The following is a 24,106-nucleotide window of genomic DNA, read 5'->3' as shown; positions in this document are numbered from 1 at the left end:
TCGAATGGATTTGGTACTCGACCTGCTTGCCACCGTGTCCCGCTGGAGCCGCAGCAACCTCTCGGAAATCGCCCTGGCCCTGGTGGGTTGCCTGCTGGTGCTGTTTGGTGCGGATTTCAAAGGCTGGGTCGAGCAACGCCTGGGCAGCATCGCCGGCGCCTTGCGCGTACCACTGATGTCCCTGCTGTGCATGATCGGCAGCGGCGCGGCGCTGATCTACGCCACGCCATGGGTCGTGCGCGGCTTGAGCCAGTTCAATAACTACAGCCTGGCGCCGGTGTTGCTGGTGGTGCTGGTGTTGATTGGCGTGGTCGCGGATCGCCGCTGAATTAAGCCACACCCCAAAACAACTGTGGGAGCGAGCTTGCTCGCGATGAGGCCATCACATCCAACATCTCTGTTGACTGTCAGGCCGCCATCGCGAGCAAGCTCGCTCCCACAGGTTTTACGCCAGTTTTTCGAACTTCAAATCCCACACGCCATGCCCAAGACGTTCGCCACGGCGTTCGAACTTGGTGATCGGCCGTTCGGCCGGACGCGGCACGCACTTGCCGTCTTCAGCCAGATTGCGATAACCCGGCGCCACGTTCATCACTTCCAGCATGTACTCGGCGTACGGTTCCCAGTCGGTGGCCATGTGCAGAATGCCGCCGACCTTCAACTTGCTGCGCACCAGTTCAGCGAAGGACGCCTGAACGATACGGCGCTTGTGGTGACGGCTCTTGTGCCACGGGTCCGGAAAAAACAGCATCAGGCGATCGAGGCTGTTGTCGGCCACGCAACGGTTGAGCACTTCGATCGCGTCGCAATCGTAGACCCGCAGGTTGGTCAGGCCTTGTGTCAGGACGCCATTGAGCAGCGCCCCGACACCCGGACGGTGCACTTCGACGCCGATGAAATCCTGATCCGGCGAAGCCGCTGCCATTTCCAGCAGCGAATGGCCCATGCCGAAACCGATTTCCAGCGAGCGCGGTGCCGAGCGACCGAACACCTGGTCGAAGTCCACCGGCGCGTCGGCCAGCGGCAGCACGAACAGCGCAGAGCCCTGCTCCAGGCCCTTTTGCTGGCCTTCGGTCATGCGCCCGGCACGCATCACGAAACTCTTGATACGGCGGTGTTGGCGCTCGTCGCCTTCTTCCGTCTGGATAGGCGTGTCGTTCGATTCAGTCATCAATGGCTCTTACTTGATCAGACCATCCAGCGGCGAAGAGGCGCTGGCATAGAGTTTTTTCGGCATGCGGCCGGCGAGGTAGGCCAGGCGGCCTGCGACGATGGCATGTTTCATGGCTTCAGCCATCATGACCGGCTGCTGGGCGTGAGCGATGGCCGAGTTCATCAGCACCGCATCACAGCCCAGCTCCATGGCAATAGTGGCGTCGGACGCGGTACCGACACCGGCATCCACCAGCACCGGGATTTTGGCTTCTTCCAGGATGATCTGCAGGTTGTACGGATTGCAGATCCCCAGACCCGAACCGATCAGACCAGCCAGCGGCATGACCGCGATGCAACCGATTTCCGCCAGTTGCCGGGCGATGATCGGGTCATCGCTGGTGTAGACCATCACGTCGAAGCCTTCCTTGACCAGCGTTTCAGCGGCCTTGAGGGTTTCGATCACGTTGGGGAACAGGGTTTTCTGGTCGGCCAGCACTTCCAGCTTCACCAGATTGTGGCCGTCGAGCAACTCACGAGCGAGGCGGCAAGTGCGCACGGCCTCGATAGCGTCGTAGCAACCGGCGGTGTTCGGCAGGAAGGTGTAGCGATCCGGCGACAGCACTTCGAGCAGGTTCGGCTCACCCTCGATCTGCCCCAGGTTGGTACGGCGCACAGCGAAAGTGACGATTTCGGCACCTGAGGCTTCGATGGCCTGGCGGGTTTCTTCCATGTCACGGTACTTGCCGGTACCGACCAGCAAACGCGACTGGTAAGTACGACCGGCCAGGACGAAGGGCTTGTCGCTACGAACGATGCTCATGGGAAATCCTCTGTAGGGGTGAGGTACTTGCAAAATTCTGTGGCCACTCGGCCGAGGCTGCTAGCCGCCGCCGATGGCGTGCACCACTTCGACGTTGTCGCCATCATTCAACGCGGTGTCTGCGTGCTGACTGCGCGGGACGATATCCAGATTGAGTTCGACCGCCACCCGGCGTCCGGTCAGGTCCAGACGGGTCAGCAGGGCCGCAACGGTTTCACCGTCGGGCAGTTCAAAGGATTCGCCGTTCAACTGAATGCGCATGCCGGATGCCGCCATCATTTTTAGGGGCTGGCATTCTAGCCCGATCAGTCAGGCCGACCCAAGCCATTCGTCATGAAATGGACCGGCTGGTCAACCCAGCCGCCAGGCGGCAAGCCCGGAACAATCCTGAAACAACTCCAGGGTTCAAGCACTCGCCCAAGCCTCCTATATTCTTTGCCTCGTGTCGAACCGCAGCAAAACCTGATCGAACACGCGAGAGAGGAGCTTGTGTCCAGCCTTCATCCAAAGCCGACCATCCCCGCCATCGACGGCCTGCGCGCCATTGCAGTCCTGAGCGTGATCATCTTCCACGCCGATTTCCTGAACGCACTGCCCGGTGGGTTTACCGGTGTCGATATCTTCTTCGTCATTTCCGGCTACGTGATCAGCCAGTCGCTGTCCGCTCGAGCCCACAGCGGCTTTCCAGCCTTCCTGGTGGATTTTTATCGCCGCCGATTCCTGCGTATCGTGCCCGCGCTGCTCCTGGTGCTTCTGGCTTGCAGCCTGCTTTCGGCGATGTTCGTGCCCCAAGCCTGGCTCAGCATGCAGAATGACCGTACGGGGCTGGCCGCCTTCTTTGGCCTGAGCAATTTTGTGCTGGCTTGGAACACCGACACCTACTTCTCCCCTTCCACCCTGCTCAACCCCTATACCCATACCTGGACCCTGGCCGTAGAGGAGCAGTTCTACCTGGTCTTTCCATTCATTTATTTCACCTGGTTGCGCTATCGACAGCACAGCCGGCTCGCCTGGGCCTTGCTGCCCGTGCTCGCACTCGTGTCACTGGCGCTCAGCGCCTTGCAGACGCGGGAGAATCCGCTTGAGGCGTTCTACCTGATGCCCAGTCGGTTCTGGGAACTGGCCGCCGGGGCACTCCTTTTCCAGTTGATCGCAACAGGACACTTCACGCTGCATTCAACGGCCGCAAACCGAGGCGTGTTACTCGGCGGCTTCGCACTGGTCACCGGTGGACTGTTTCTCGCCGATAAAAACCAGTTCCCCTTCCCTTGGGCGCTGCTGACGGTTTCCGGCACCTTGATGATCATCACCACTCTGGCCCAGAAAGCCGACGATCACTTCCTGCCCCTGCGCCTGTTGCAATCTTCACCCGCGGTCTATGTCGGCAGATTATCCTACTCGCTGTATCTCTGGCATTGGCCGGTGCTGGTGTTCCTGCGCTGGACCACAGGCCTGGAGCAACTGGCCGTGCAGTTGGCCTACCCGGTGATCGTTATGGCGCTTGCCGCCGCTTCCTACCATTGGGTCGAGACACCGTTGCGCGCCGGCCATTCGTTTTTTCAGCGCCGCGCCTGGATCACGACCACCTCTTGCCTGGCAGCCATTGGCCTAGGCTGGTCCGGCGCGCGCTGGGTCAGCGAAAATCCCGAGGTCCTTTCACTGAGCCAGACCCGTGATACCTATACCTGGTTCTCCAGGCAGCTGTCGCAACATTCCGCCAGCGAACCGGTCCAGAGCCCGCCATTGCAGGGGCGCCAGTTGTTCGTGATCGGCGATTCGCACGCAGCGGCCTATCGAACGATGCTCAGCCTCGCATCACGGCAACTCGGCTTTACGGTTTCGGAATATGAACGCGGCGGTTGCGCGGTCGTCAGCCTCATGGCGCCCGACCCGCAAGGCGCCTGCGCCAGGGCTCGGGAAAAAGCCCTGAGCGATATCGAGGCGCGGGCGGAGCCGGGCGATATTGTTTTCCTCGCGTCGTTGCGAATGCCAGAGCTGGCAGGGCGCGACTGGGCTCGGAGCGAGGGGGAAGCATTTGGGGAGGCTCTTTCCGAACTGACCTCCGAGCAGACTGAAGGCGCCCGGATCGCCGCCGAGGCCGTGCTGACACGCTTGACGGCCGCCAAGGTGCGGGTATTGATCGATGCGCCCATGCCACTGTTCAAGGCTCCACCCTATCGCTGCTCGGACTGGTTTAACCGGATGAATCCGATTTGTGCGCCCGGATTCACCATGGCGCGAGAACACATCGAGCAACTGCGCACGTCGCAAATGACGCTGCTCGACCACTTGACCCGCCAGTATCCGATGCTTCGAGTCTGGGACCCACTGCCACTGCTGTGCTCAGGCGCTACCTGTTCAGCCTACGACGACGATAAACCGCTCTTCCGCGACACTGACCACCTCAGCGGGCACGGCAACCGCGTCCTTGTGCCGTCTTTCACGCAAACTCTGCTGAATGGCTGGAAAAACGCGAGTTGATTCCCATCGTCAGGTCAGGCGCCAGGCGGCCAGCCCGAGGCACAGCCAGCCCATCAGGAAGGCCAGGCCACCGAACGGGGTGATGATGCCGAGCTTGCTGATGCCCGTAAGCGTCAATATATACAGGCTGCCGGAGAACAGCAGAATACCGATGGCAAACGATGCGCCGGCCCAGGTGATCAGGCGGCCGGGAATCTGCGCGGCCAGGAATGCGACGCCCAGTAATGCCAGGGCATGCACCAATTGATAGGTGACGCCCGTGTGGAAAATCGCCATGTACTCGGCACTCAGGCGGTTTTTCAGGCCATGAGCGGCAAAGGCGCCGAGGCCGACACCGGTGAAACCGAAAAAAGCGGCCAGCATCAGAAAGCCACGCAGCATGCAGAACTCCAGTCAGTTTCGATCCCAAGGGTCTGTATAATGGCCCGCTCAACGGGTTCGGCCAAGCCATCTCTATGCTGCGTATCTATTTCCGTCATTTCACCAAGGCCGCGCTCTGGTTCATGGGTGGCAGCGTATTGCTGGTGCTGATCTTTCGCGTGGTGCCACCACCGGGAACGGCGCTGATGGTCGAGCGCAAGATCGAATCCTGGTTCGATGGCGAACCCATCGACCTGCAACGGACCTGGAAACCCTGGGACGAGATCTCCGATGACCTGAAAGTCGCGGTGATTGCCGGCGAAGACCAGAAATTCCCGGAGCACTGGGGCTTCGATATCGGCGCGATTCAGGCGGCGTTTGCCCATAACGGGCGCGGCGGTTCGATCCGTGGCGCCAGCACCCTGAGCCAACAAGTTTCGAAAAATCTGTTCCTGTGGTCTGGCCGCAGCTGGCTGCGCAAAGGCCTGGAAGCCTGGTTCACCGGACTGATCGAAGTGTTCTGGCCCAAGCAGCGGATTCTTGAGGTGTACCTCAACAGTGTCGAGTGGGATGACGGTGTGTTTGGCGCTGAAGCGGCGGCCCGGCATCACTTTGGTGTGAGTGCAAAAGACCTCAGCCGTCAGCAGTCGAGCCTGCTCGCCGCCGTCCTGCCCAACCCGCGGGTCTGGAGTGCCGGCCATCCGACTTCTTACGTTTCGCGCCGGGCTGGCTGGATTCGACAGCAGATGAGCCAGTTGGGCGGGGACAGCTATCTGGTCGGGCTGAACGATTCGCGCCGGGCGCCCTGGAGGGACTAACGACGCTTTTGTAGGAGCTGGCTTGCCAGCGAAGGCGATATGTCTGACACACCGAGTCGCCTGTTTCGCTGGCAAGCCAGCTCCTACAGGAAGCAGCGCCGCTTACGAGATTTTTGCACACAAACAAAAACGCCCCGATCGATGATCGGGGCGTTTTGCATTGCCAGGTCGCCAGTTACGCAGCGATCGACACCTTGAGCTTGTTCATCGCGCTCTTCTCGAGCTGACGAATACGCTCGGCCGACACGTTGTACTTCTGCGCCAGGTCGTGCAGCGTGGCTTTTTCTTCCGCCAGCCAGCGCTGGTAGAGGATGTCACGGCTGCGGTCGTCCAGCACTTCCAGCGCTTCGTGCAAGTTGTGGTTGGAGTTGTCGCTCCAGTCGGCGTCCTCCAGTTGACGGGCCGGGTCGTACCGGTGGTCTTCCAGATAGTTGGCCGGCGACTGGAAAGCACTGTCGTCGTCCGCTTCGGCAGCCGGGTCGAAGGCCATGTCATGGCCGGTCAGACGGCTTTCCATCTCGCGTACTTCCCGAGGCTCTACACCCAGGCTTTCCGCTACGCGATGGACTTCCTCGTTGTTCAACCAGGCCAGGCGCTTCTTCTGGCTGCGCAGGTTGAAGAACAGCTTGCGCTGGGCCTTGGTGGTCGCGACCTTCACGATGCGCCAGTTGCGCAGGATGAACTCGTGGATTTCCGCCTTGATCCAGTGCACGGCAAAAGATACCAGGCGCACGCCCATTTCCGGGTTGAAGCGTTTCACGGCCTTCATCAGGCCAACGTTGCCTTCCTGGATCAGGTCAGCCTGAGCCAGGCCGTAACCGGAATAGCTACGGGCGATATGTACGACAAAACGCAGGTGGGCGAGCACCATCTGCCGAGCCGCCCCCAAATCCTGCTCATAATAGAGACTCTCGGCCAGTTCACGCTCCCGCTCCGGCGACAGCAATGGAATGCTGTTGACGGTGTGCACATAGGCCTCCAGGTTCGCACCCGGGACCAGAGCATATGCAGGTTGCAAAGAATTGGTCATACGAAAAAACCTCCAACTTACAAACTCGTGCAGTTCAGCACTGCGAAAATTGACCGGAAACCGAAGGACAAGTTCCCAAAACCCAAAAACGCTGAAAGGTCAATACGAGCAAAATGATACTACTTAGGCGCAAGCTCCCTCAGGTGGCGTGCGACTGCAATCCATGCACCGATATACCCCAACAGCACCGCGCCAAGCAAGAGAGACAGACCGTCGGCAACTGGCACTCCAGCCAGTGCAAAATCACTGCCGTACAACCCGGCCAGCCCTACCACCGCGTCGTTCAGCCAATCAAGGCCGAACGCGAGCACACCCCAAGATAGAATCCCCGCACCGAAGCCATACAGCGCGCCCATATACAGAAAGGGCCTGCGTACATAGCTGTCAGTGCCGCCGACCAGTTTAATCACTTCTATCTCTGTGCGGCGGTTTTCAATATGAAGCCGAATGGTATTGCCTATCACCAAAAGTAATGCAGAAACCAGCAGCACGGTCAGACCGAAGACAAATCGATCACCCAGCTTGAGGATGGCTGCCAGACGCTCGACCCAGACTAAATCAAGTTGCGCCTGTTGTACCTTCGGCAGCTCGGATAGTTTTTGTCTTAATGCTTCAAGGGCCGGCTTGTCGACTTCGGTCGGCGTCACCAGCACCACGCCCGGCAGCGGGTTCTCCGGCAACTCCTTGAGCGCCTCGCCCAGCCCGGACTGTTGCTGGAACTCCTCCAGCGCCTGATCCCGACCAACGTATTCGGCATCGGCGACGCCAGGCATGCCCTTGATCTGATCGCGCAGTGATTCGCCTTCGGCCGGCTTGGCCTCAAGGTCCAGATACAGGGAAATCTGCGCCGCACGCTGCCAGGAACCACCCAGACGCTCGACGTTACTTAGCAAAAGTGACAGCCCCATGGGCAAACTCAGGGCCACCGCCATCACCATGCAGGTGAAAAAACTGCCGATGGGTTGCTTGCCCAGGCGGCGCAGGCTGTCCATCAGGCTGGCGCGATGGCTTTCGATCCAGGCACGGAACAACGTGGCGAAGTCCGGCCCGTCGTCATCGTCGCGTTTTTTCTTTTGCGGCTGCGGATCGGCGGCTTTCGGGGCCACGCGCTCGGAAACCTTTGGGCTACGTGTTGCGCTCATACGGCCGCCTCCCCGTCACCGATCAGTCGACCGCGTTGCAGCGTCAGCATGCGATGGCGCATGCGGGCGATCAGGGCCAGGTCGTGGCTGGCGATCAGCACGCTGGTACCCAGGCGATTGATGTCTTCGAACACACCCATGATCTCGGCAGCCAGACGCGGGTCGAGGTTACCGGTCGGTTCGTCCGCCAGCAGCAAGGCCGGACGATGAACGATGGCGCGGGCGATGCCGACGCGCTGCTGCTGACCGGTGGACAGGTCGCCCGGGTACAGATCGGTTTTATCCGACAGCGCCACGCGCTCCAGTGCCGAGTCCACGCGCTTGGCGATCTCGGCCTTGGACAGCCCCAGGATCTGCAAAGGCAACGCGACGTTATTGAACACCGTGCGATCGAACAGCAACTGGTGATTCTGGAACACCACGCCGATCTGCCGGCGCAAGAAAGGAATCTGCGCATTGCTGATGGTGCTCAGGTCTTGCCCGGCGAGCAGCAGCTTGCCGCTGGTCGGACGCTCCATGGCCAGCAACAGGCGCAACAGCGTGGATTTGCCGGCGCCGGAATGACCGGTGACAAACAAGAACTCGCCACGACGGACTCGAAAGCTCAGCTCATGCAAGCCGACGTGACCGTTCGGGTAGCGCTTACCGACCTGTTCGAAACGAATCATGAACGCTCCCGCTCGGCAAACAAGGCCTGGACAAAGGGTTCTGCTTCAAAGGTACGCAAATCGTCGATGCCTTCGCCGACGCCAATGTAGCGGATCGGCAGGCCGAATTGCTTGGCCAGAGCGAAAATCACACCGCCTTTGGCGGTGCCGTCGAGCTTGGTCAGCGCCAGGCCGGTCAGTTCGACGGTCTGGTTGAATTGCTTGGCCTGGTTGATGGCGTTCTGACCGGTGCCGGCGTCAAGTACCAGCAGCACTTCGTGAGGTGCGTCGGCGTCAAGCTTGCCGATCACCCGGCGAACCTTTTTCAGCTCTTCCATCAGGTTGTCTTTGGTGTGCAGGCGGCCGGCGGTGTCAGCGATCAACACGTCGATACCACGGGCCTTGGCGGCCTGTACGGCGTCGAAGATCACCGAAGCCGAGTCGGCGCCAGTGTGCTGCGCGATCACCGGGATCTTGTTGCGTTCACCCCAGACCTGCAATTGCTCCACCGCCGCAGCGCGGAAGGTGTCGCCGGCAGCGAGCATGACTTTCTTGCCTTCCAGCTGCAGCTTCTTCGCCAGCTTGCCGATGGTGGTGGTCTTGCCGGCACCGTTAACGCCGACAACCAAAATCACGAACGGTTTGTTCTGCGAGACGACTTTCAGCGGCTGCTCGACAGGCTTGAGCATGGCCGCAAGCTCAGCCTGCAGGGATTTGTACAGGGCATCGGCGTCGGCCAGCTCTTTGCGTGCGACCTTCTGCGTCAGGCGCTGAATGATCACCGATGTGGCTTCGACACCGACGTCGGCGGTCAGCAAGCGCGTTTCGAGGTCTTCCAGCAGTTCGTCATCGATGACCTTCTTGCCCAGAAACAGGCTGGCCATGCCTTCGCCAATACTGGCGCTGGTCTTGGACAGGCCCTGCTTGAGACGGGCGAAGAAACCGGCTTTGGTTTCTTCGGTGCGCACTGGTTGGGCCGGGGTTTCGACGGGAGCAGGAGCAGGAGCAGGAGCAGGAGCAGGAGCAGGTGCTGCAACAATCGGGGCTGCCGGCTCGATTACAACCGGTGCAGGTGCAGGCTCAGCCACAACGACTGGCGCCACCACCGGCTCTATCACAGGCGCATGAACCGGGGCCGGCGCGAACTCAGCCGGAGCCGGAATCGGCGGTGTCATGTGAGGGACCTGGTCATTCTCGACCAGTGCCACCGGCTCTTCCGCCACGGGCAATGTCAGCCATGGCTCGGCAGCGGTGGTCAGCGGTTGCTCGATGATTTCACGGGCAGGTTCGGCGACGACTTCGGCCTGCGTCTGCAGCACTGGCTCGGCAATCGGCAGAGCAACCGGTGCAGGCGCTTCTTCTATTACCGGGACCGGTGCCGGCTCTGGCTCAGGAATGGCTTGTGGCTGTTCGACGACGGGTTCCTGCGGCTTTTTGCGCAGCCATCCGAACAGGCTTTTTTTCTCGCCAGCCGCAGCTGGGGTCTTCTTGTCGTCGTTGGAACCAAACATGGAGGACGGCTATCTCACGGTAGCGACGCGCCAATGGCGCCCCGGCAAATAAATATTCGATGCAGAACAGACTGCGATTGACCCAGCTTGTTCACGCGCAACATTTTGTCGAAGTGCTCAACGGCACCTCAAGCAATCGATTTCTCATAGGACTAAAGCAGCAAAATCGGCGAAAAAACGGAACTCAGTTAATAAACACCCACCTTCCGTCGCAAACCCATACAACCTGATCAAGCATAAAGGCCTGATAGGCGTGGCCGCCGCTAAAACGGATCAGTATCCTAGCACCTCCTCGCCCGCCTAGGCTAAGACCAAGCGGGCAGCCCCAAAGGTTTAAAAACGAATGAATGCTCTTGCCCGCCGCGCCGCAGGCCTGCTGCTCAGCACAGTTTGCCTGCCTCTCTCGGCCTTGGCCGCCGATCCGCAACCCACCCACGAATTCACCCTCGACAATGGCCTGAAGGTGGTCGTGCGTGAGGACCACCGTGCGCCCGTGGTGGTTTCCCAGGTCTGGTACAAGGTCGGCTCCAGCTACGAGACGCCGGGCAATACCGGCCTGTCCCACGCACTGGAACATATGATGTTCAAGGGTAGCGAGAAGGTTGGCCCAGGCGAAGCCTCGCTGATCCTGCGCGACCTCGGCGCCGAAGAGAATGCATTCACCAGCGACGACTTCACCGCGTACTACCAGGTGCTGGCCCGGGATCGCCTGGGCGTAGCCTTCGAGCTGGAAGCCGACCGCATGGCCAGCCTGCGCCTGCCGCCCGACGAGTTTGCCAAGGAAATCGAAGTCATCAAGGAAGAGCGTCGCCTGCGCACCGACGACAAGCCGATGTCCAAGGCCTACGAGCGCTTCAAGGCCATGGCCTACCCGGCCAGCGGCTACCACACGCCGACCATCGGCTGGATGGCCGACCTTGAACGGATGAAAGTCGAAGAACTGCGCCAGTGGTACGAAACCTGGTATGTGCCCAACAATGCCACGCTGGTGGTGGTTGGCGATGTCACCCCGGACGAAGTCAAGACCCTGGCCCAACGCTATTTCGGCCCGATCGCCAGGCGCGATGTGCCAGCCGCGAAAAAACCGCTGGAACTGGCCGAACCGGGCGAGCGTCAGATTACCCTGCATGTGCAGACCCAACTGCCGAGCCTGATGCTGGCCTTCAACGTGCCGAGCATCGCCACCACCGACGACAAACGCCTGGTCAATGCCCTGCGCCTGATGTCGGCGCTGCTCGACGGCGGCTACAGCGGACGCATCCCGACGCAACTGGAGCGTGGAGAAGAACTGGTGTCCGGCGGCTCGTCGAGTTACGACGCCTATACCCGTGGCGACAGCCTCTTCACCCTGTCGGCATCGCCAAACTCACAGAAACACAAGACCATCGCCCAGGCGCAAGCCGGTTTGTGGAAGCTGCTCGACCAGCTGAAAACCACGGCGCCAACCGCTGAAGAGCTGGAACGCGTACGTGCACAAGTCATCGCCGGCCTGGTCTTCGAGCGTGACTCGATCACCAGCCAGGCCACCGCCATCGGCCAACTGGAAACCGTCGGCCTGTCATGGAAGCTGATGGACACCGAACTGGCCGACCTGGAAAACGTGACACCGCAAGACATCCAGAAAGCCGCCAAGCTGTATTTCACCCGCGAACGTCTCAGCGTCGCCCATGTACTGCCTCTGGAGACGACTCATGAGTGAGCGTAAACCCTCCCGCCTGGCCCTGATCGGCCTGATCGCCGTTGCCGTTTTCGGTTCCGCCGCGTTCTATCTGTCGCGCTCTGGCGAAACCAGTGCCAGTGAAGCCCTGGATAAGGCCAAGGCCAGCCGGAAACTGCAATCGCTGACCGAACTCAACGGCAAGGTGCCGGACCACCGCAAGCTGGACGTACAAACCTGGAACACTGCCGAAGGTGCGAAAGTGCTGTTCGTCGAGGCCCATGAGTTGCCGATGTTCGACATGCGCCTGATCTTCGCCGCCGGCAGTAGCCAGGACGGCGATACGCCTGGTCTGGCGCTGTTGACCAACGCCATGCTCAACGAAGGCGTGGCCGGCAAAGACGTCGGTGCCATTGCCCAGGGCTTCGAAGGCCTGGGCGCCGACTTTGGCAACGGTGCCTACAAGGACATGGCCATCGCGTCGCTGCGCAGCCTCAGCGACAGGGACAAGCGCGAGTCGGCCCTGAAGCTGTTCGCCGAAGTCGTCGGCAAACCGACCTTCCCCGCCGACTCGTTTGCCCGCATCAAGAACCAGATGCTCGCCGGTTTCGAATACCAGAAACAGAACCCGGGCAAACTGGCGAGCCTGGAACTGATGAACCGCTTGTACGGTGATCACCCGTACGCACATGCCAGTGACGGCACGGCGAAAACCGTCCCGGCGATCACCGTGGCCCAACTGCGTGCCTTTCACGAGAAAGCCTACGCAGCCGGTAACGTGGTGATCGCGCTGGTTGGCGATCTGTCCCGTGCGCAAGCCGAAGCGATTGCCGCCCAGGTGTCCAGTGCCCTGCCCAAAGGCCCGGCCCTGGCGAAAATCGCGCAACCGGTCGAGCCCAAGGCCAGCGTCGGCCATATCGAGTTCCCGTCCAAGCAGACCAACCTGATGCTCGCGCAACTGGGCATCGACCGTGATGACCCGGACTACGCGGCATTGTCCATGGGTAACCAGATACTCGGTGGCGGCGGCTTCGGCACCCGTTTGATGAGCGAAGTGCGCGAGAAGCGTGGCCTGACTTACGGCGTGTATTCGGGCTTCACCCCGATGCAGGCCCGTGGTCCGTTCATGATCAACCTGCAGACCCGCGCCGAGATGAGCGAAGGCACCCTGAAACTGGTGCAGGATGTGCTGGCCGACTACCTTGAAACCGGCCCGACCGAAAAAGAGCTCGACGACGCCAAGCGCGAACTCGCCGGCAGTTTCCCGCTGTCCACCGCGAGCAACGCCGATATCGTCGGCCAACTGGGCGCCATCGGTTTCTACAACTTGCCGTTGAGTCACCTGGAGGACTTCATGCAACAATCCCAGGCCTTGACCGTCGAGCAGGTCAAAGCCGCCATGAACAAACACCTGGGCACGGACAAAATGGTCATCGTCAGCGTTGGCCCGACCGTGCCGCAAAAGCCGTTACCGGCCCCTACTGACAAACCTTCCGAGCAGCCGCTCGGGGTTCCGGAGCATTAATGGCAAGTCCAAAAAAACCCGCCAAAAACGTCCACAATGGCGTGAACCAGCTGCGCATCATTGGCGGCGAATGGCGCAGCCGCAAGCTGAGCTTCCCCGACGCCCCGGGCCTGCGCCCGACGCCGGATCGCGTGCGTGAAACCCTGTTCAACTGGCTTGCGCCTTACGTGCCGGGCGCCAAGGTGCTCGACCCGTTCACCGGCAGCGGCGCGCTGTTCCTCGAAGCACTGTCCCGTGGCGCGGCCATGGGTCAGGCGCTGGACGCCAGCAGCATCGCGGTGTCCAGCCTGAAAGAGCACCTGGGGACGCTGCGGTGCACCAACGGCCAGGTCCAGACCGCCGATGCCCTGCGCTACCTGGAAACCCAGACCGCGACGGCCTACGACCTGGTGTTCCTCGACCCGCCGTTCAACCAGAACCTGCTGCCCACCGTTTGCAAGTTGCTCGAAGAGCGCCAATGGCTGGCCGAAGATGCCTGGGTGTACACCGAAAGCGAGTCCGCGCCGTCGACCCTGGGCCTGCCGGAGAACTGGCGCCTGCATCGCGAGCAGAAATCCGGACGGGTGTATTACTCGTTGTGGCAGCGCAGCGCCTGACGTTTCGGTGAAACGACTGCCCCCAACCTGGTTGTGAGGTGCATTACATAGTTACCGCCTGACATCCTTACGGATCATCCACAGTGGCTTGCGCAATTACCTGCAAACCACTGAGGATGAACAAGGATGAACGTCTCCCGCAGCCTGCTTATGCTGCCCTTTATCGCCTGTCTGCCGCTCATGGCCGGCGCGGCGACACCCCCTGCAACACAAGACTTCGTACTGGATAACGGCCTCAAGGTTGTCGTACGCGAGGACCACCGCTCCCCCATCGTCACCGCCCAACTCTGGATCAAGGCTGGTTCAAGCTACGAACCGCCCGGCCAGTCCGGCCTGTCCCACGCCCTCGAACATATGGTTTACAAAGGCAGCAGCAAGGCCTGCGCCGGAGAGTTCGCGGCGATACTGGAAAAACTGGGCGCCAGCCAAAACGCATCTGCCGGCACTGATTTCACGGTTTTTTACCAGACACTGCCTTCCGGCCGCACTAGCGTCGCGTTCGAAATACTGGCCGACCTGATGAGCACGGCCAAGCTGGATGCACAGGACTTCGCACCGGAGCTCAAGGTCATTCAGGAGGAACGTCGGATGCGCGTTGATGATTACATCATCGCGCTGGCTCACGAACGACTGAACAGCATCGCCTACCCGGCCAGCGGCTATGGCACCCCAACGATCGGCTGGATGCACGATCTGCAACGCATGAACACCGTGCAATTGCAGCAGTGGTATCAGGCCTGGTATTCGCCGAACAATGCGACGCTGGTGGTCGTTGGCGATGTTGCACCTGAGCGGATCAAGGCCTTGGCACAGCAGCACTTCGGCCATATTGAGCGGCGCGCGATACCTGTGGCGCCTGCACCCGTCGAGCTGGCTTCTGCCGGTGAACGTTCACTGACCCTGCGCGCACCGGTAGCGTCCCCGCGCCTGATCATGAGTTTCAACGCGCCCAGCCTGACCACGGCACCGGATCGTCGGACCGCCCATGCCCTACGCCTGCTCGACAGGTTACTGGCCGGGTCCAGTAGCGCGCGGATCAAACAGCAACTGCAACTGAGCGAGGCGATATTCACCGAGGTCGACTCAGAGTACGACGCCTTCAATCGCGGCGATTCGTTACTGACCATCAGCACCCAGCTCAACCCGGACAAGCTCAATGACGCTGACGAAGCCCTCGCCCGTCTGTGGCAAGTGATCGAATCACTCAAGAGCAAGGCACCGGAACCAGCAGAACTTGCGCGCGCGAAAAACCTCCTGATCGCTGACTCGGTTTATGCGCAGGATGATCTGGAAGGGCAGGCCAGCACCTTGGGCCTGCTGGAAACCATCGGCCTGGACTGGCGGCTGGCCGATCAGGATACGGATGAGCTGAACAAGGTCACGCCCCTGGATATTCAACAAGTCGCAAAGACTTACCTGACGCGTGAGCGCTTGAGTACCGCGAAAATCCTGCCGGAGAAAAACAATGGATAAGCTCAAAGGCCTCATCAATGGACTGATCCTGGCCGGCATACTGTTGAGTGCACAGGCCCCCGCCGTTGCAACCACCGCGCCCCAGAAACCAGTGCTGCAATCGCTCAATGAACCACAGACTCCAGCGACCCAGCGCACGCTGTCGATCAAGGGTTACAAAACGCTCAGTGGAACGAAGATCCTGTTCATCCGCACCCCTGGCCTGCCAATGTTTGATGCCTTGGTGAGCTTTGCTGCCGGCAGCGCCTACACCCCGCATCAACCCGGCTTGGCCGCGGTCACCTATAGCCTTTTGAATGAGGGCGTAGCTGGCAAGGACGTCAATGCCATACAGGCGACATTCGAAAATCTGGGTGCCAGGATGGGTATGGGTATCAGCCAGGACCGGACCTTGTTTTCCCTGCGTAGCCTGAGTGACGAACCACGGCGCACTCCAGCCCTGGAACTGTTTGCCCAGGTACTCGGCAAACCGCTGTTGCCGCAAGAGTCCCTGCCTGTGGTGAAATCCCAATTGCAGTACTTTCTGGACCTTGAAGATCAGTCCCATGCCGCTCAAGCCCAAAAAGCCAATCTCGGCCAGCTGTTTCCCGACCACGGTTATGCTCAATCCTTCTACGGAACCCGGGCCGGGCTTGCCTCCGTCACTCGTACCCAGGCGCAAGACTTTCATCGCAAGGCTTATTCCGCGGGCAATGCCCAGATCACACTGGTCGGAGACCTCACCGAGGAAGAAGCCCAGCGCATTGGTGCGCAGATATCCGCGGCCTTGCCCCCGGGACCGGCCACTGCCGCGATCCAGCCGGTGACTAGTCCAGCCGCTCCAGGCCTGCTGCGCGTTGAGCGACCATCGACCCAGGCTTACCTGCGCCTTGCCCAGCCAAGTGTCCTGCGAAACAGTCCGGACTACGTCGCGCTACAGATGGCCATGCGGATATTCACTAACCGACTGAGCAATGAACTGCGTGAACGCCGAGGCCTGACCTACCACGTTGAAGCCGACCTTTCAGCCCTTCAGGCACAAGGATCGTTGACCATTGAATTGCAGACCCGACCAGAGCAGGCCGATGCCGTGCTGGCCCATATCAAGACGATGTTCAGCGACTTCCTCGCCCAAGGACCGACCCAACAGGAACTCGCAGACACCCAACAGCAACTGACCGGTAGCGCGCCATTGAACAGAGCTACCAATGCGCAGATTCTGGGACAGTTGCACGCTATCGGCACCCACAATCTGCCGCTAGACCTCGACTTTGCTACGCAAGCCGCCTTGAAGCTGAACCTTGTATCAATCAAAAACGCACTCAACCGGCATTACCACGCCGACCAATGGCGCGCTGTCATCCTGGGGCCGAAGGCAGATCAACAACCACTGCCAGCTCCCAGCGAAAGCACAACCAACGCCATGTGTCGCGCACCTGGCGAGATTGTGGCAAGTTAGACAGCCATGATGACGCGGTCGCGGTGCTGTCGCGCCGCGTCTTCGGGCAGACTCATGAACACTTCCACCGAGAATGATTGTGCAATCGCACCCCGCACTGGCCTCACCGCCGTCCTTTACCCCCGCCTTTGGCATTGGTAATCCGCACTTGCAAACCTTGTGGGGGCCTCTGTGGCGTAAAACCGTGCACATCGACCGCGAACGCGAACGTCTTTGGCTTGAAGACGGCGATTTTCTCGATCTCGACTGGCATGGCCCGCACAGTGCCGACGCCCCCTTGGTGCTCGTGCTGCACGGGCTCACCGGTTCCTCGAATTCGCCTTATGTCGCCGGCATGCAAAAAGCCTTGGGCGACCGAGGCTGGGCCAGCGCTGCGCTGAACTGGCGCGGCTGTTCGGGTGAACCCAACCTGTTGCCGCGCAGCTACCATTCCGGCGCCAGCGAAGACCTGGCCGAAACCATCAGGCACTTGCGGGCCAAACGACCTCTGGCGCCACTGTATGCTGTAGGTTATTCCCTGGGCGGTAATGTCCTGCTCAAGCATTTGGGCGAAACCGGCAGCGACAGCGGCGTGACGGCCGCCGTGGCGGTGTCGGTGCCGTTTCGCCTGGACCAGTGCGCCGACCGCATCGGCCAGGGCTTCTCCAAGGTTTACCAGGCGCATTTCATGCGTGAGATGCTCGCCTACATCAAGAACAAACAGCGACAGTTCCAGCATGACGGACGGGAGGATGGCCTGGCCGCATTGGCCGCACTTGGCTCGCTGGAAAACATGCGCACGTTCTGGGATTTCGATGGTCGGGTTACCGCACCGCTGAACGGCTTTGTCGATGCCGAGGATTATTATCGCCGCGCATCGAGCCGCTACTTCCTCGGCGAAATTCGCACGCCGACCCTGATGATTCAGGCGGCCGACGACCCCTTCGTATTTCCCCACAGCCTGCCGCACGTCGATGAATTGTCCGCCTGTACGCAATTTGAACTGCAAGCCAAGGGCGGGCACGTCGGTTTCGTAGACGGCACGCTCCGGCAACCGGGTTATTACCTGGAACGGCGCATCCCCGAATGGCTGACCGCCGTGGCTCGCAAGTGAAACCATGATCAACGATCAGGGCGAGTCGATTCATTTCTGGCAAACCGCACCATTGGCCGGGGTCGAGTTATTGTCCGCCCGCTACATCGATCATCGTTTCGCGCCCCATGTGCATGACGGCTATGTGATCGGCATGATCATGGCCGGCGCCCAGCGTTATCGCTATCGCGGTGTCGAACACTTGGCGGGCAGCGGCACACTGGTGCTGATCAACCCCGATGAATTGCACACCGGTCATAAAGGTTCCGAGGATGGCTGGCTTTACCGGGCGTTTTATCCGGACAGCACACAGATATCCTCGCTGCTGGCCGAACTCGAATTGCCCAACCACCAATTGCCGGCCTTCGGTGCCACGCTGTATCGCGATCAGGATCTGGTGAACGGTTTCTGCCAACTCCACCGCCTGCTGGAAAGCCCCGCCACGGCATTGCAGCAACAAACGGTCTGGCGCGAACTGGTGCTGTCGCTATTGCAGCGTCATGCGGCGGTGCCCGATGCCGGCAAACCCGGCAAGGAACACAGGGCCGTGAGCCTGGCCAAGGAATTGCTGCAGGCGCAACTGGCAGCACCGCCCTCACTGGAGGCGCTGGCAGCGGCGGTCAATCTTTCGCCATTCCATTTCGCCCGGGTATTCCGCCGCGCCACCGGCATGCCGCCGCACACCTGGCTGATGCAACAGCGCATCGCCCGGGCGCGGACGTTGCTGCAAAGTGGCTGTCTGCCGCTGGAAGTCGCGATGCAACTGGGGTTTGCCGACCAGAGCCATCTGAGCCGGCAGTTCAAGCAGGTGTACGGGGTCGGGCCGGGGGCGTATCGCAGTGCTCGACTTTAGACACAAAAAGATCGCAGCCTTCGGACGATCTTTTGATCTTTCTTTTGTCTATTCGCCGGTGGCGACGCCCCGCGCGGGCTCGTTGATCCATTCGCTCCACGACCCGGCATACAACGAACCCAACGGATAACCGGCCAGGCACAACGCAAACAGGTTGTGGCACGCCGTCACGCCGGAACCGCAGTACGCCACCAGATCGGTTGGCGAGCGATCGCCCAGTTTCGCAGCGAAACGCTGCCTGAGCTGATCGGCCGGCAGGAAGCGCCCGTCTGCACCCAGGTTGTCGGTAAACGCCGCACACTGGGCGCCGGGAATGTGCCCGGCCACCGGATCGATCGGTTCCACTTCCCCCTTGAAACGCGGCAGTGCACGGGCATCGAGAAGGGTCAGTTCCGGCCGGGAGAGACGTTTTTGCAGTTGCTCGGCGCTGATCAGCAACGCTGTGTCAGGACTGCCGGTAAAGGTGCCACGGGTGATCGTCGGCGCATCCAGACTCAACGGCAACCCCGCTGCATGCCAGGCCTTGAGCCCGCCATCGAGGATGAACACGCCATCGCGCTTGCCCAGCCAGGCCAGCAACCACCAGGCCCGCGCCGCATAGGCGCCAGGACCGTCGTCATACAGAACCACTTCGCTATCGGCATTGACGCCCCAGGCTTGCAGGCGTTCGATCAGTTGCGCAGGTTCAGGTAACGGATGACGTCCGGTCACGCCCTTGACCACCGCGCCACTCAGATCACGCTCAAGGTCGGCATAGCTCGAACCGGCAATGTGCCCTTCGGCATAGCTGCGCTGACCGTAATCCGGGTCTTCGAGGGCAAAACGACAATCCAGAATCACCAGCCCCGGCTGGTCCTTTTTCAGGTCCAGTGCTTGCGGGCTGATCAGTTGCGCAATGGGCATAGCGGGCTCCTGTGATTTTTATCGGACTTCGATCCTACGACACTTCCTCAAGCGCCTGGGCCAGAGGCACGTAAAACTCTTCGAACAAGGCGTTGACCGCATCGCGGGCCTCATCCGTGACGAACCCGGCCTCAAGCACCAACACCTGATACACCCCGCGTTTAATGGCTTGCTCGCTCAAGTGGCTGGAATTCTCTCGCGTGGTGCACAGGAAGCGTACCCAGGACGTGAGGATGATCCAGGCATTGAGGGTCAGGGATTCGATCTGCACCTTGTCCATCTTCAGGATACCGGCAGCGACGAAACCTTCGTAGATCGCCGAACCCTGGATCAGGCAGCGCTGGGAGAAACGTCGATAACGGTCGGCCAGGTCCGGATCGCTGTCGAGCAAATGTTCGAGATCGCGATGCAGAAACCGGTAACGCCACATCGCTGCCAGCAGCTCCTTGAGGTAGAAGCGTTTGTCTTCCACCGTGGCAGCACGGCCCTGGGGCGGGCGCAGGAAGCTGTCCACCAGGCTTTCGTACTCGCTGAACAGCACAGCGATGATCGCCTGCTTGTTAGGGAAGTGGTAGTACAGGTTGCCCGGAGAAATTTCCATATGGGCAGCAATGTGGTTGGTACTGATGCTGCGCTCGCCCTGTTGATTGAACAGCTCCAGGCTGTTCTGCACGATGCGCTCGCTGGTTTTGATCCGTGGGGCCATGGCTTGAGCTTTAATTCAGAGTGCGTTGACGGGCATCTTAGATCTATCCGCGAGTGGATAAAACAAAGCTGTTACAGGATGTCATTTGACTTTTTAGAGCATAGACTCTAAAAAATGCCCCATTACAATAAATCCGGAGCCGACCATGACTGCTGAAATCTCCTACCTGCAGAACCTACAGCAGCCGTTGGAAGAGCTTCAGGCCCTGTTCAACGCCCAGCGTGCCGCCTACGCCGCCAACCCGATGCCACCGGCCGCGCAGCGCCAACAATGGCTCAAGGCGCTGAAGGATTTGTTGAACAATGAACGTCAGGCCCTGATCGATGCGATCAGCCAGGACTTCAGCCATCGCAGCGCCGATGAAACCCTGCTCGCCGAACTGATGCCCAGCCTGCACGGCATCCATTACGCCAGCAAACACCTCAAGGGCTGGATGCGAGCCTCGCGGCGCAAGGTGGGTTTAGCCTTCCAGCCCGCTGCGGCCAAAGTGGTTTTCCAACCGCTAGGCGTGGTCGGTGTCATCGTGCCGTGGAACTACCCGCTGTACCTGGCCATCGGCCCGCTGGTCGGCGCGCTTTCGGCAGGCAATCGGGTGATGCTCAAGCTCAGTGAGTCGACCCCCGCGACCGGCCTGCTGATGAAGCAACTGCTGGCGCGCATCTTCCCCGAAGACCTGGTTTGCGTGGTCCTGGGCGAGGCTGATATGGGCGTGGCGTTTTCGCGCCTGCCGTTCGATCACCTGCTGTTCACCGGCGCCACTAGCATCGGCAAACACGTCATGCGCGCCGCCGCAGAAAACCTGACCCCGGTAACCCTGGAACTGGGCGGCAAGTCCCCGGCCATTGTTTCCCGCGACGTGCCGCTCAAGGACGCCGCCGAGCGCATCGCCTTCGGCAAAACCCTGAATGCCGGCCAGACCTGCGTGGCCCCTGACTATGTGCTGGTGCCAGAGAATCGCATCGGAGGTTTCGTCGAAGCCTATCGCACAGCCGTCCGCGGGTTTTATCCGACGCTGGCCGACAACCCGGACTACACCGCGATCATCAATGAACGACAACTGGCGCGCCTGAACGGCTACGTCAGCGATGCCACCAGCAAGGGTGCGTTGCTGATGCCGCTGTTCGACCAGGGCCAGGGCCGCCGCATGGGCCATAGCCTGCTGCTCAATGTCACCGACGAGATGACGGTGATGCAGGACGAGATTTTCGGACCGCTACTGCCGATCGTGCCGTACAAGGATCTGGACCAGGCATTTGCCTACATCAACCAACGCCCGCGCCCGCTGGCGCTGTATTACTTCGGCTACGACAAGCGCGAACAACAGCGCGTACTGCACGAAACCCATTCCGGTGGAGTGTGCCTGAACGACACGCTGCTGCACGTCGCTCAGGACGACATGCCGTTCGGCGGAATCGGAGCCTCGGGCATGGGTCACTATCATGGCCACGAAGGGTTCCTGACCTTCAGCAAGGCCAAGGGCGTTCTGATCAAGCAGCGCTTCAACGTGGCGAAACTGATTTACCCGCCGTATGGCAAATCGATCCAGAAGCTGATCCAGAAGCTGTTCATCCGCTAACGATCTCACCATCGGGTAATAACAATAATGAACCCCAGCTTTTCCGATACACCCGCGCTGTCACGGCGCGGGCTGCTTAAATTCAGCCTCGGCGCCAGCGCCTTTCTCGCCACTGCCGGATTGGGCGCCAGCCTCAGCGGCTGCTCGTCGAGTGTTCCGGCCAGTGGTTTCGTCACGTTACACAGCGGCGACCTGCTGTTTTTGCGGGCGTTGATTCCGGTCATGCTCGAGGGTGCCGTGACCACCGAACGGATGCCCGAGGCTGTCGAGGGCACACTGAATAGCCTTGATTACAACCTCGCTCACTTGTCCCCGGAAATGCTCAAGTTAACCCGGCAACTGTTCGATGTGCTGGGCATGGCCGTGACCCGCGGACCGCTGACCGGGGTCTGGGGCAGTTGGGAAAACGCCAGCGCCAACGACATCCGAGCCTTTCTCGATCGCTGGGAAAACAGCTCGTTGAGCCTGTTGCGCATGGGCCATAGTTCCTTGCTGCAACTGGTGATGATGGCCTGGTACGGGCGCAAGGAATCGTGGGCGCATTGCGGGTATCCCGGGCCGCCTACCGTTTGAGACTGTGGCGCCCCCATCGCGAGCAAGCTCGCTCCCACAGGGGATATGTGAACGACGCAGAACCAATGTGGGAGCGAGCTTGCTCGCGATGGGGCCAGCCGCTTCACCGCCTACTCCAACAATAAAAAGAGAATCCGAAGATGCCCGTACCCGATCCGTTCCGCGAAGGCATGGCCCGAGGCTGGAAAACCTACAATGGCTCGCAACTGACCCAGGACCTGACACTCGAAGCGGACGTGGCGATCATCGGCAGCGGAGCCGGCGGCGGCACCACGGCTGAAATCCTCAGCGCGGCCGGCTACAAAGTGCTGCTGATCGAAGAAGGCCCACTCAAGACCAGCAGCGACTTCAAGCTGCTCGAAGACCAGGCCTACAGCAGCCTTTATCAGGAAGGCATCGGCCGCATGAGCAAGGATGGCGCGATCACTATCCTGCAAGGCCGGGCGGTGGGCGGCACCACGCTGATCAACTGGACTTCCAGTTTCCGCACCCCGGAGCCGACCCTGGAACACTGGGCCAAAGAGCACAACGTCAAGGGCCATAGCCCGGCGGAAATGGCGCCATGGTTCGAAAAAATGGAGCAACGCCTGGGCGTCGCACCGTGGATGGTGCCGCCCAACGCCAACAATGATGTGATCCGCAAGGGCTGCGAAGCACTGAATTACTCATGGCACGTCATCCCGCGCAACGTTCGCGGCTGCTGGAACCTGGGCTACTGCGGCATGGGCTGCCCGACCAACGCCAAGCAATCGATGATGGTTACGACCATTCCGGCGACCCTGGAAAAAGGTGGCGAGCTGCTTTACCTGGCCCGCGCCGAAAAACTTAACATCAGCGGCGACAAGGTCACCGGCCTGCAATGTTCAGCAATGGATGAACGCTGCGTCGCACCGACCGGGCGCATCATCACGGTCAAGGCGCGGCATTTCGTGCTGTCCGGTGGCGGCATCAACAGCCCGGCCTTGCTGATGCGCTCCGGGGTACCCGACCCGCACAAGCGCCTGGGCAAACGCACCTTCCTGCACCCGGTGAACATGTCCGCCGCGCTGTTCGACGAAGTGGTCAACCCGTTCTACGGCGCGCCGCAGTCGATTTACTCCGACCATTTCCAATGGCAGGACGGCACCACCGGCAAGATGTCCTTCAAACTGGAAGTCCCGCCCCTGCACCCGGCGCTGGCCACGACGTTGCTCGGCGGGTTCGGCCAGGAAAACTCGCAGCACATGGCCAATCTGCCGCATACCCACGCCATGCTGGCGTTACTGCGCGACGGTTTTCACCCGGACAGCCCCGGTGGCAGCGTCGAATTGCGCAGCGATGACACGCCGGTGCTGGATTATCAGCTTTCGCCTTACGCCTGGGATGGATTGCGCCGGGCGTTCCATACCATGGCCGAAATTCAGTTTGCCGGTGGCGCCAAGGCAATCATGCCGATGCACGCCGACGCACACTACGTAAAGACCCTCGTCGAAGCCCGCACGCTGATCGATGGCCTGAGCCTGGAGTTGTATCGCACGCGCCTGGGCAGCGCTCATGTGATGGGCGGTTGCGCCATGGGGGAAGACCCGACGAACGCGGTGACCGACAGCCTCGGCCGGCATCATCAACTGGGCAATCTGTCGATTCACGACGGTTCGCTGTTCCCCACCAGCATTGGCGCCAATCCGCAGCTGTCGGTCTATGGACTGACCGCGCAACTGGCGACATCCCTGGCCGAACGTTTAAAAAACCCATGAAAATGACGATTATTCCCATCGTCTATAGTGCTTT

23 protein-coding genes are annotated in these 24,106 nt (G+C 60.7%); 13 read left to right on the top strand and 10 right to left on the bottom strand.

What is annotated here, in order from left to right; genetic code table 11:
* The first annotated feature begins 4 nt into the window (after window positions 1-4).
* Complete coding sequence (locus KGA81_RS14515; RefSeq protein WP_007987827.1) at window positions 5-328, top strand: DUF3392 domain-containing protein; 324 nt, start codon at window positions 5-7, stop codon at window positions 326-328.
* Between the two features lie 117 nt (window positions 329-445).
* Here the strand turns inward: KGA81_RS14515 and trmB are convergent, their stop codons facing one another.
* Genes trmB through thiS form a run of 3 tightly spaced genes read right to left on the bottom strand, consistent with a single transcriptional unit; the run spans window position 446 to window position 2,236 of the window.
* Window positions 446-1,171: a tRNA (guanosine(46)-N7)-methyltransferase TrmB gene (gene trmB, locus KGA81_RS14510; RefSeq protein ID WP_223546896.1), complete on the bottom strand. Its 726-nt coding sequence runs from the start codon at window positions 1,169-1,171 to the stop codon at window positions 446-448.
* A 9-nt stretch (window positions 1,172-1,180) separates the two neighbouring features.
* Window positions 1,181-1,975: a thiazole synthase gene (locus tag KGA81_RS14505; RefSeq protein ID WP_008019974.1), complete on the bottom strand. Its 795-nt coding sequence runs from the start codon at window positions 1,973-1,975 to the stop codon at window positions 1,181-1,183.
* 60 nt (window positions 1,976-2,035) lie between these two features.
* Entirely contained in the window at window positions 2,036-2,236 is a 201-nt protein-coding gene (gene thiS / locus KGA81_RS14500; protein ID WP_050562648.1) for a sulfur carrier protein ThiS, read from the bottom strand.
* A gap of 72 nt (window positions 2,237-2,308) precedes the next feature.
* Here thiS and KGA81_RS14495 point away from each other — a divergent pair, with 72 nt between their 5' ends.
* Complete coding sequence (locus KGA81_RS14495) at window positions 2,309-4,456, top strand: acyltransferase family protein (RefSeq protein ID WP_223546895.1); 2,148 nt, start codon at window positions 2,309-2,311, stop codon at window positions 4,454-4,456.
* A 9-nt stretch (window positions 4,457-4,465) separates the two neighbouring features.
* Here KGA81_RS14495 and KGA81_RS14490 read toward each other — a convergent pair whose 3' ends face one another.
* Window positions 4,466-4,837 carry a DUF423 domain-containing protein gene (locus KGA81_RS14490; protein ID WP_223546894.1) on the bottom strand — a complete coding sequence of 124 codons (372 nt, stop codon included), beginning with the start codon at window positions 4,835-4,837 and terminating at the stop codon, window positions 4,466-4,468.
* Between the two features lie 74 nt (window positions 4,838-4,911).
* Here KGA81_RS14490 and mtgA point away from each other — a divergent pair, with 74 nt between their 5' ends.
* Window positions 4,912-5,634, top strand: a complete 723-nt coding sequence (mtgA, locus tag KGA81_RS14485; RefSeq protein ID WP_223546893.1) for a monofunctional biosynthetic peptidoglycan transglycosylase — start codon at window positions 4,912-4,914, stop codon at window positions 5,632-5,634.
* Window positions 5,635-5,809: 175 nt separating this feature from the next.
* Here the strand turns inward: mtgA and rpoH are convergent, their stop codons facing one another.
* The 4 genes from rpoH to ftsY form a co-directional block, all read right to left on the bottom strand.
* A complete protein-coding gene (gene rpoH / locus KGA81_RS14480; protein WP_223546892.1) occupies window positions 5,810-6,664 on the bottom strand; it encodes an RNA polymerase sigma factor RpoH in 855 nt (284 codons plus the stop codon).
* A gap of 119 nt (window positions 6,665-6,783) precedes the next feature.
* Window positions 6,784-7,806, bottom strand: a complete 1,023-nt coding sequence (ftsX, locus tag KGA81_RS14475; protein WP_223546891.1) for a permease-like cell division protein FtsX — start codon at window positions 7,804-7,806, stop codon at window positions 6,784-6,786.
* On the bottom strand, window positions 7,803-8,474 hold the full coding sequence (ftsE, locus tag KGA81_RS14470; RefSeq protein ID WP_007975383.1) for a cell division ATP-binding protein FtsE: 672 nt from the start codon (window positions 8,472-8,474) through the stop codon (window positions 7,803-7,805). The genes ftsX and ftsE overlap by 4 nt, the downstream gene beginning before the upstream one ends.
* Window positions 8,471-9,964, bottom strand: coding sequence for a signal recognition particle-docking protein FtsY (gene ftsY / locus KGA81_RS14465; protein ID WP_223546890.1), 1,494 nt, complete (start codon window positions 9,962-9,964; stop codon window positions 8,471-8,473). The genes ftsE and ftsY overlap by 4 nt, the downstream gene beginning before the upstream one ends.
* Window positions 9,965-10,307: 343 nt before the next feature.
* On the opposite strand from ftsY, the gene KGA81_RS14460 reads away from it, so the two are divergent.
* The 7 genes from KGA81_RS14460 (at window position 10,308) to KGA81_RS14430 (ending at window position 18,578) form a co-directional block, all read left to right on the top strand.
* Window positions 10,308-11,663 carry a M16 family metallopeptidase gene (locus KGA81_RS14460; protein WP_223546889.1) on the top strand — a complete coding sequence of 452 codons (1,356 nt, stop codon included), beginning with the start codon at window positions 10,308-10,310 and terminating at the stop codon, window positions 11,661-11,663.
* Window positions 11,656-13,146, top strand: coding sequence for a M16 family metallopeptidase (locus tag KGA81_RS14455; RefSeq protein ID WP_223546888.1), 1,491 nt, complete (start codon window positions 11,656-11,658; stop codon window positions 13,144-13,146). The genes KGA81_RS14460 and KGA81_RS14455 overlap by 8 nt, the downstream gene beginning before the upstream one ends.
* On the top strand, window positions 13,146-13,742 hold the full coding sequence (gene rsmD, locus KGA81_RS14450) for a 16S rRNA (guanine(966)-N(2))-methyltransferase RsmD (RefSeq protein ID WP_223546887.1): 597 nt from the start codon (window positions 13,146-13,148) through the stop codon (window positions 13,740-13,742). Before KGA81_RS14455 ends, rsmD begins: the two co-directional genes overlap by 1 nt.
* A 126-nt stretch (window positions 13,743-13,868) precedes the next feature.
* Window positions 13,869-15,215, top strand: a complete 1,347-nt coding sequence (locus tag KGA81_RS14445) for a M16 family metallopeptidase (protein WP_223546886.1) — start codon at window positions 13,869-13,871, stop codon at window positions 15,213-15,215.
* Window positions 15,208-16,653 carry a M16 family metallopeptidase gene (locus tag KGA81_RS14440; protein WP_223546885.1) on the top strand — a complete coding sequence of 482 codons (1,446 nt, stop codon included), beginning with the start codon at window positions 15,208-15,210 and terminating at the stop codon, window positions 16,651-16,653. Before KGA81_RS14445 ends, KGA81_RS14440 begins: the two co-directional genes overlap by 8 nt.
* A gap of 73 nt (window positions 16,654-16,726) precedes the next feature.
* Entirely contained in the window at window positions 16,727-17,746 is a 1,020-nt protein-coding gene (locus tag KGA81_RS14435; RefSeq protein WP_411736556.1) for a hydrolase, read from the top strand.
* A 4-nt stretch (window positions 17,747-17,750) separates the two neighbouring features.
* Window positions 17,751-18,578, top strand: coding sequence for an AraC family transcriptional regulator (locus tag KGA81_RS14430; RefSeq protein WP_223546884.1), 828 nt, complete (start codon window positions 17,751-17,753; stop codon window positions 18,576-18,578).
* A gap of 48 nt (window positions 18,579-18,626) precedes the next feature.
* Here the strand turns inward: KGA81_RS14430 and KGA81_RS14425 are convergent, their stop codons facing one another.
* The gene (locus tag KGA81_RS14425; protein WP_223546883.1) at window positions 18,627-19,481 is read right to left on the bottom strand and encodes a sulfurtransferase; all 855 of its coding nucleotides are present in this window, start codon (window positions 19,479-19,481) and stop codon (window positions 18,627-18,629) included.
* Between the two features lie 34 nt (window positions 19,482-19,515).
* Window positions 19,516-20,187 (bottom strand): TetR/AcrR family transcriptional regulator, encoded by a 672-nt coding sequence (locus KGA81_RS14420; protein WP_223546881.1) that lies wholly within the window; start codon window positions 20,185-20,187, stop codon window positions 19,516-19,518.
* A 145-nt stretch (window positions 20,188-20,332) separates the two neighbouring features.
* On the opposite strand from KGA81_RS14420, the gene KGA81_RS14415 reads away from it, so the two are divergent.
* The 3 genes from KGA81_RS14415 (at window position 20,333) to KGA81_RS14405 (ending at window position 24,072) form a co-directional block, all read left to right on the top strand.
* Window positions 20,333-21,763, top strand: a complete 1,431-nt coding sequence (locus KGA81_RS14415; protein WP_223546879.1) for a coniferyl aldehyde dehydrogenase — start codon at window positions 20,333-20,335, stop codon at window positions 21,761-21,763.
* A 27-nt stretch (window positions 21,764-21,790) separates the two neighbouring features.
* Window positions 21,791-22,336: a twin-arginine translocation pathway signal protein gene (locus KGA81_RS14410; protein WP_223546877.1), complete on the top strand. Its 546-nt coding sequence runs from the start codon at window positions 21,791-21,793 to the stop codon at window positions 22,334-22,336.
* 140 nt (window positions 22,337-22,476) lie between these two features.
* The gene (locus tag KGA81_RS14405; protein WP_223546875.1) at window positions 22,477-24,072 is read left to right on the top strand and encodes a GMC family oxidoreductase; all 1,596 of its coding nucleotides are present in this window, start codon (window positions 22,477-22,479) and stop codon (window positions 24,070-24,072) included.
* Window positions 24,073-24,106 lie beyond the last annotated feature (34 nt).

Origin of the sequence: Pseudomonas sp. A-B-19, from assembly GCF_019947515.1 — a bacterium.
GTDB lineage: Bacteria > Pseudomonadota > Gammaproteobacteria > Pseudomonadales > Pseudomonadaceae > Aquipseudomonas.
Note: the sequence above shows the minus strand (reverse complement) of the source record. Positions and strands in the feature narration are given on the sequence as shown.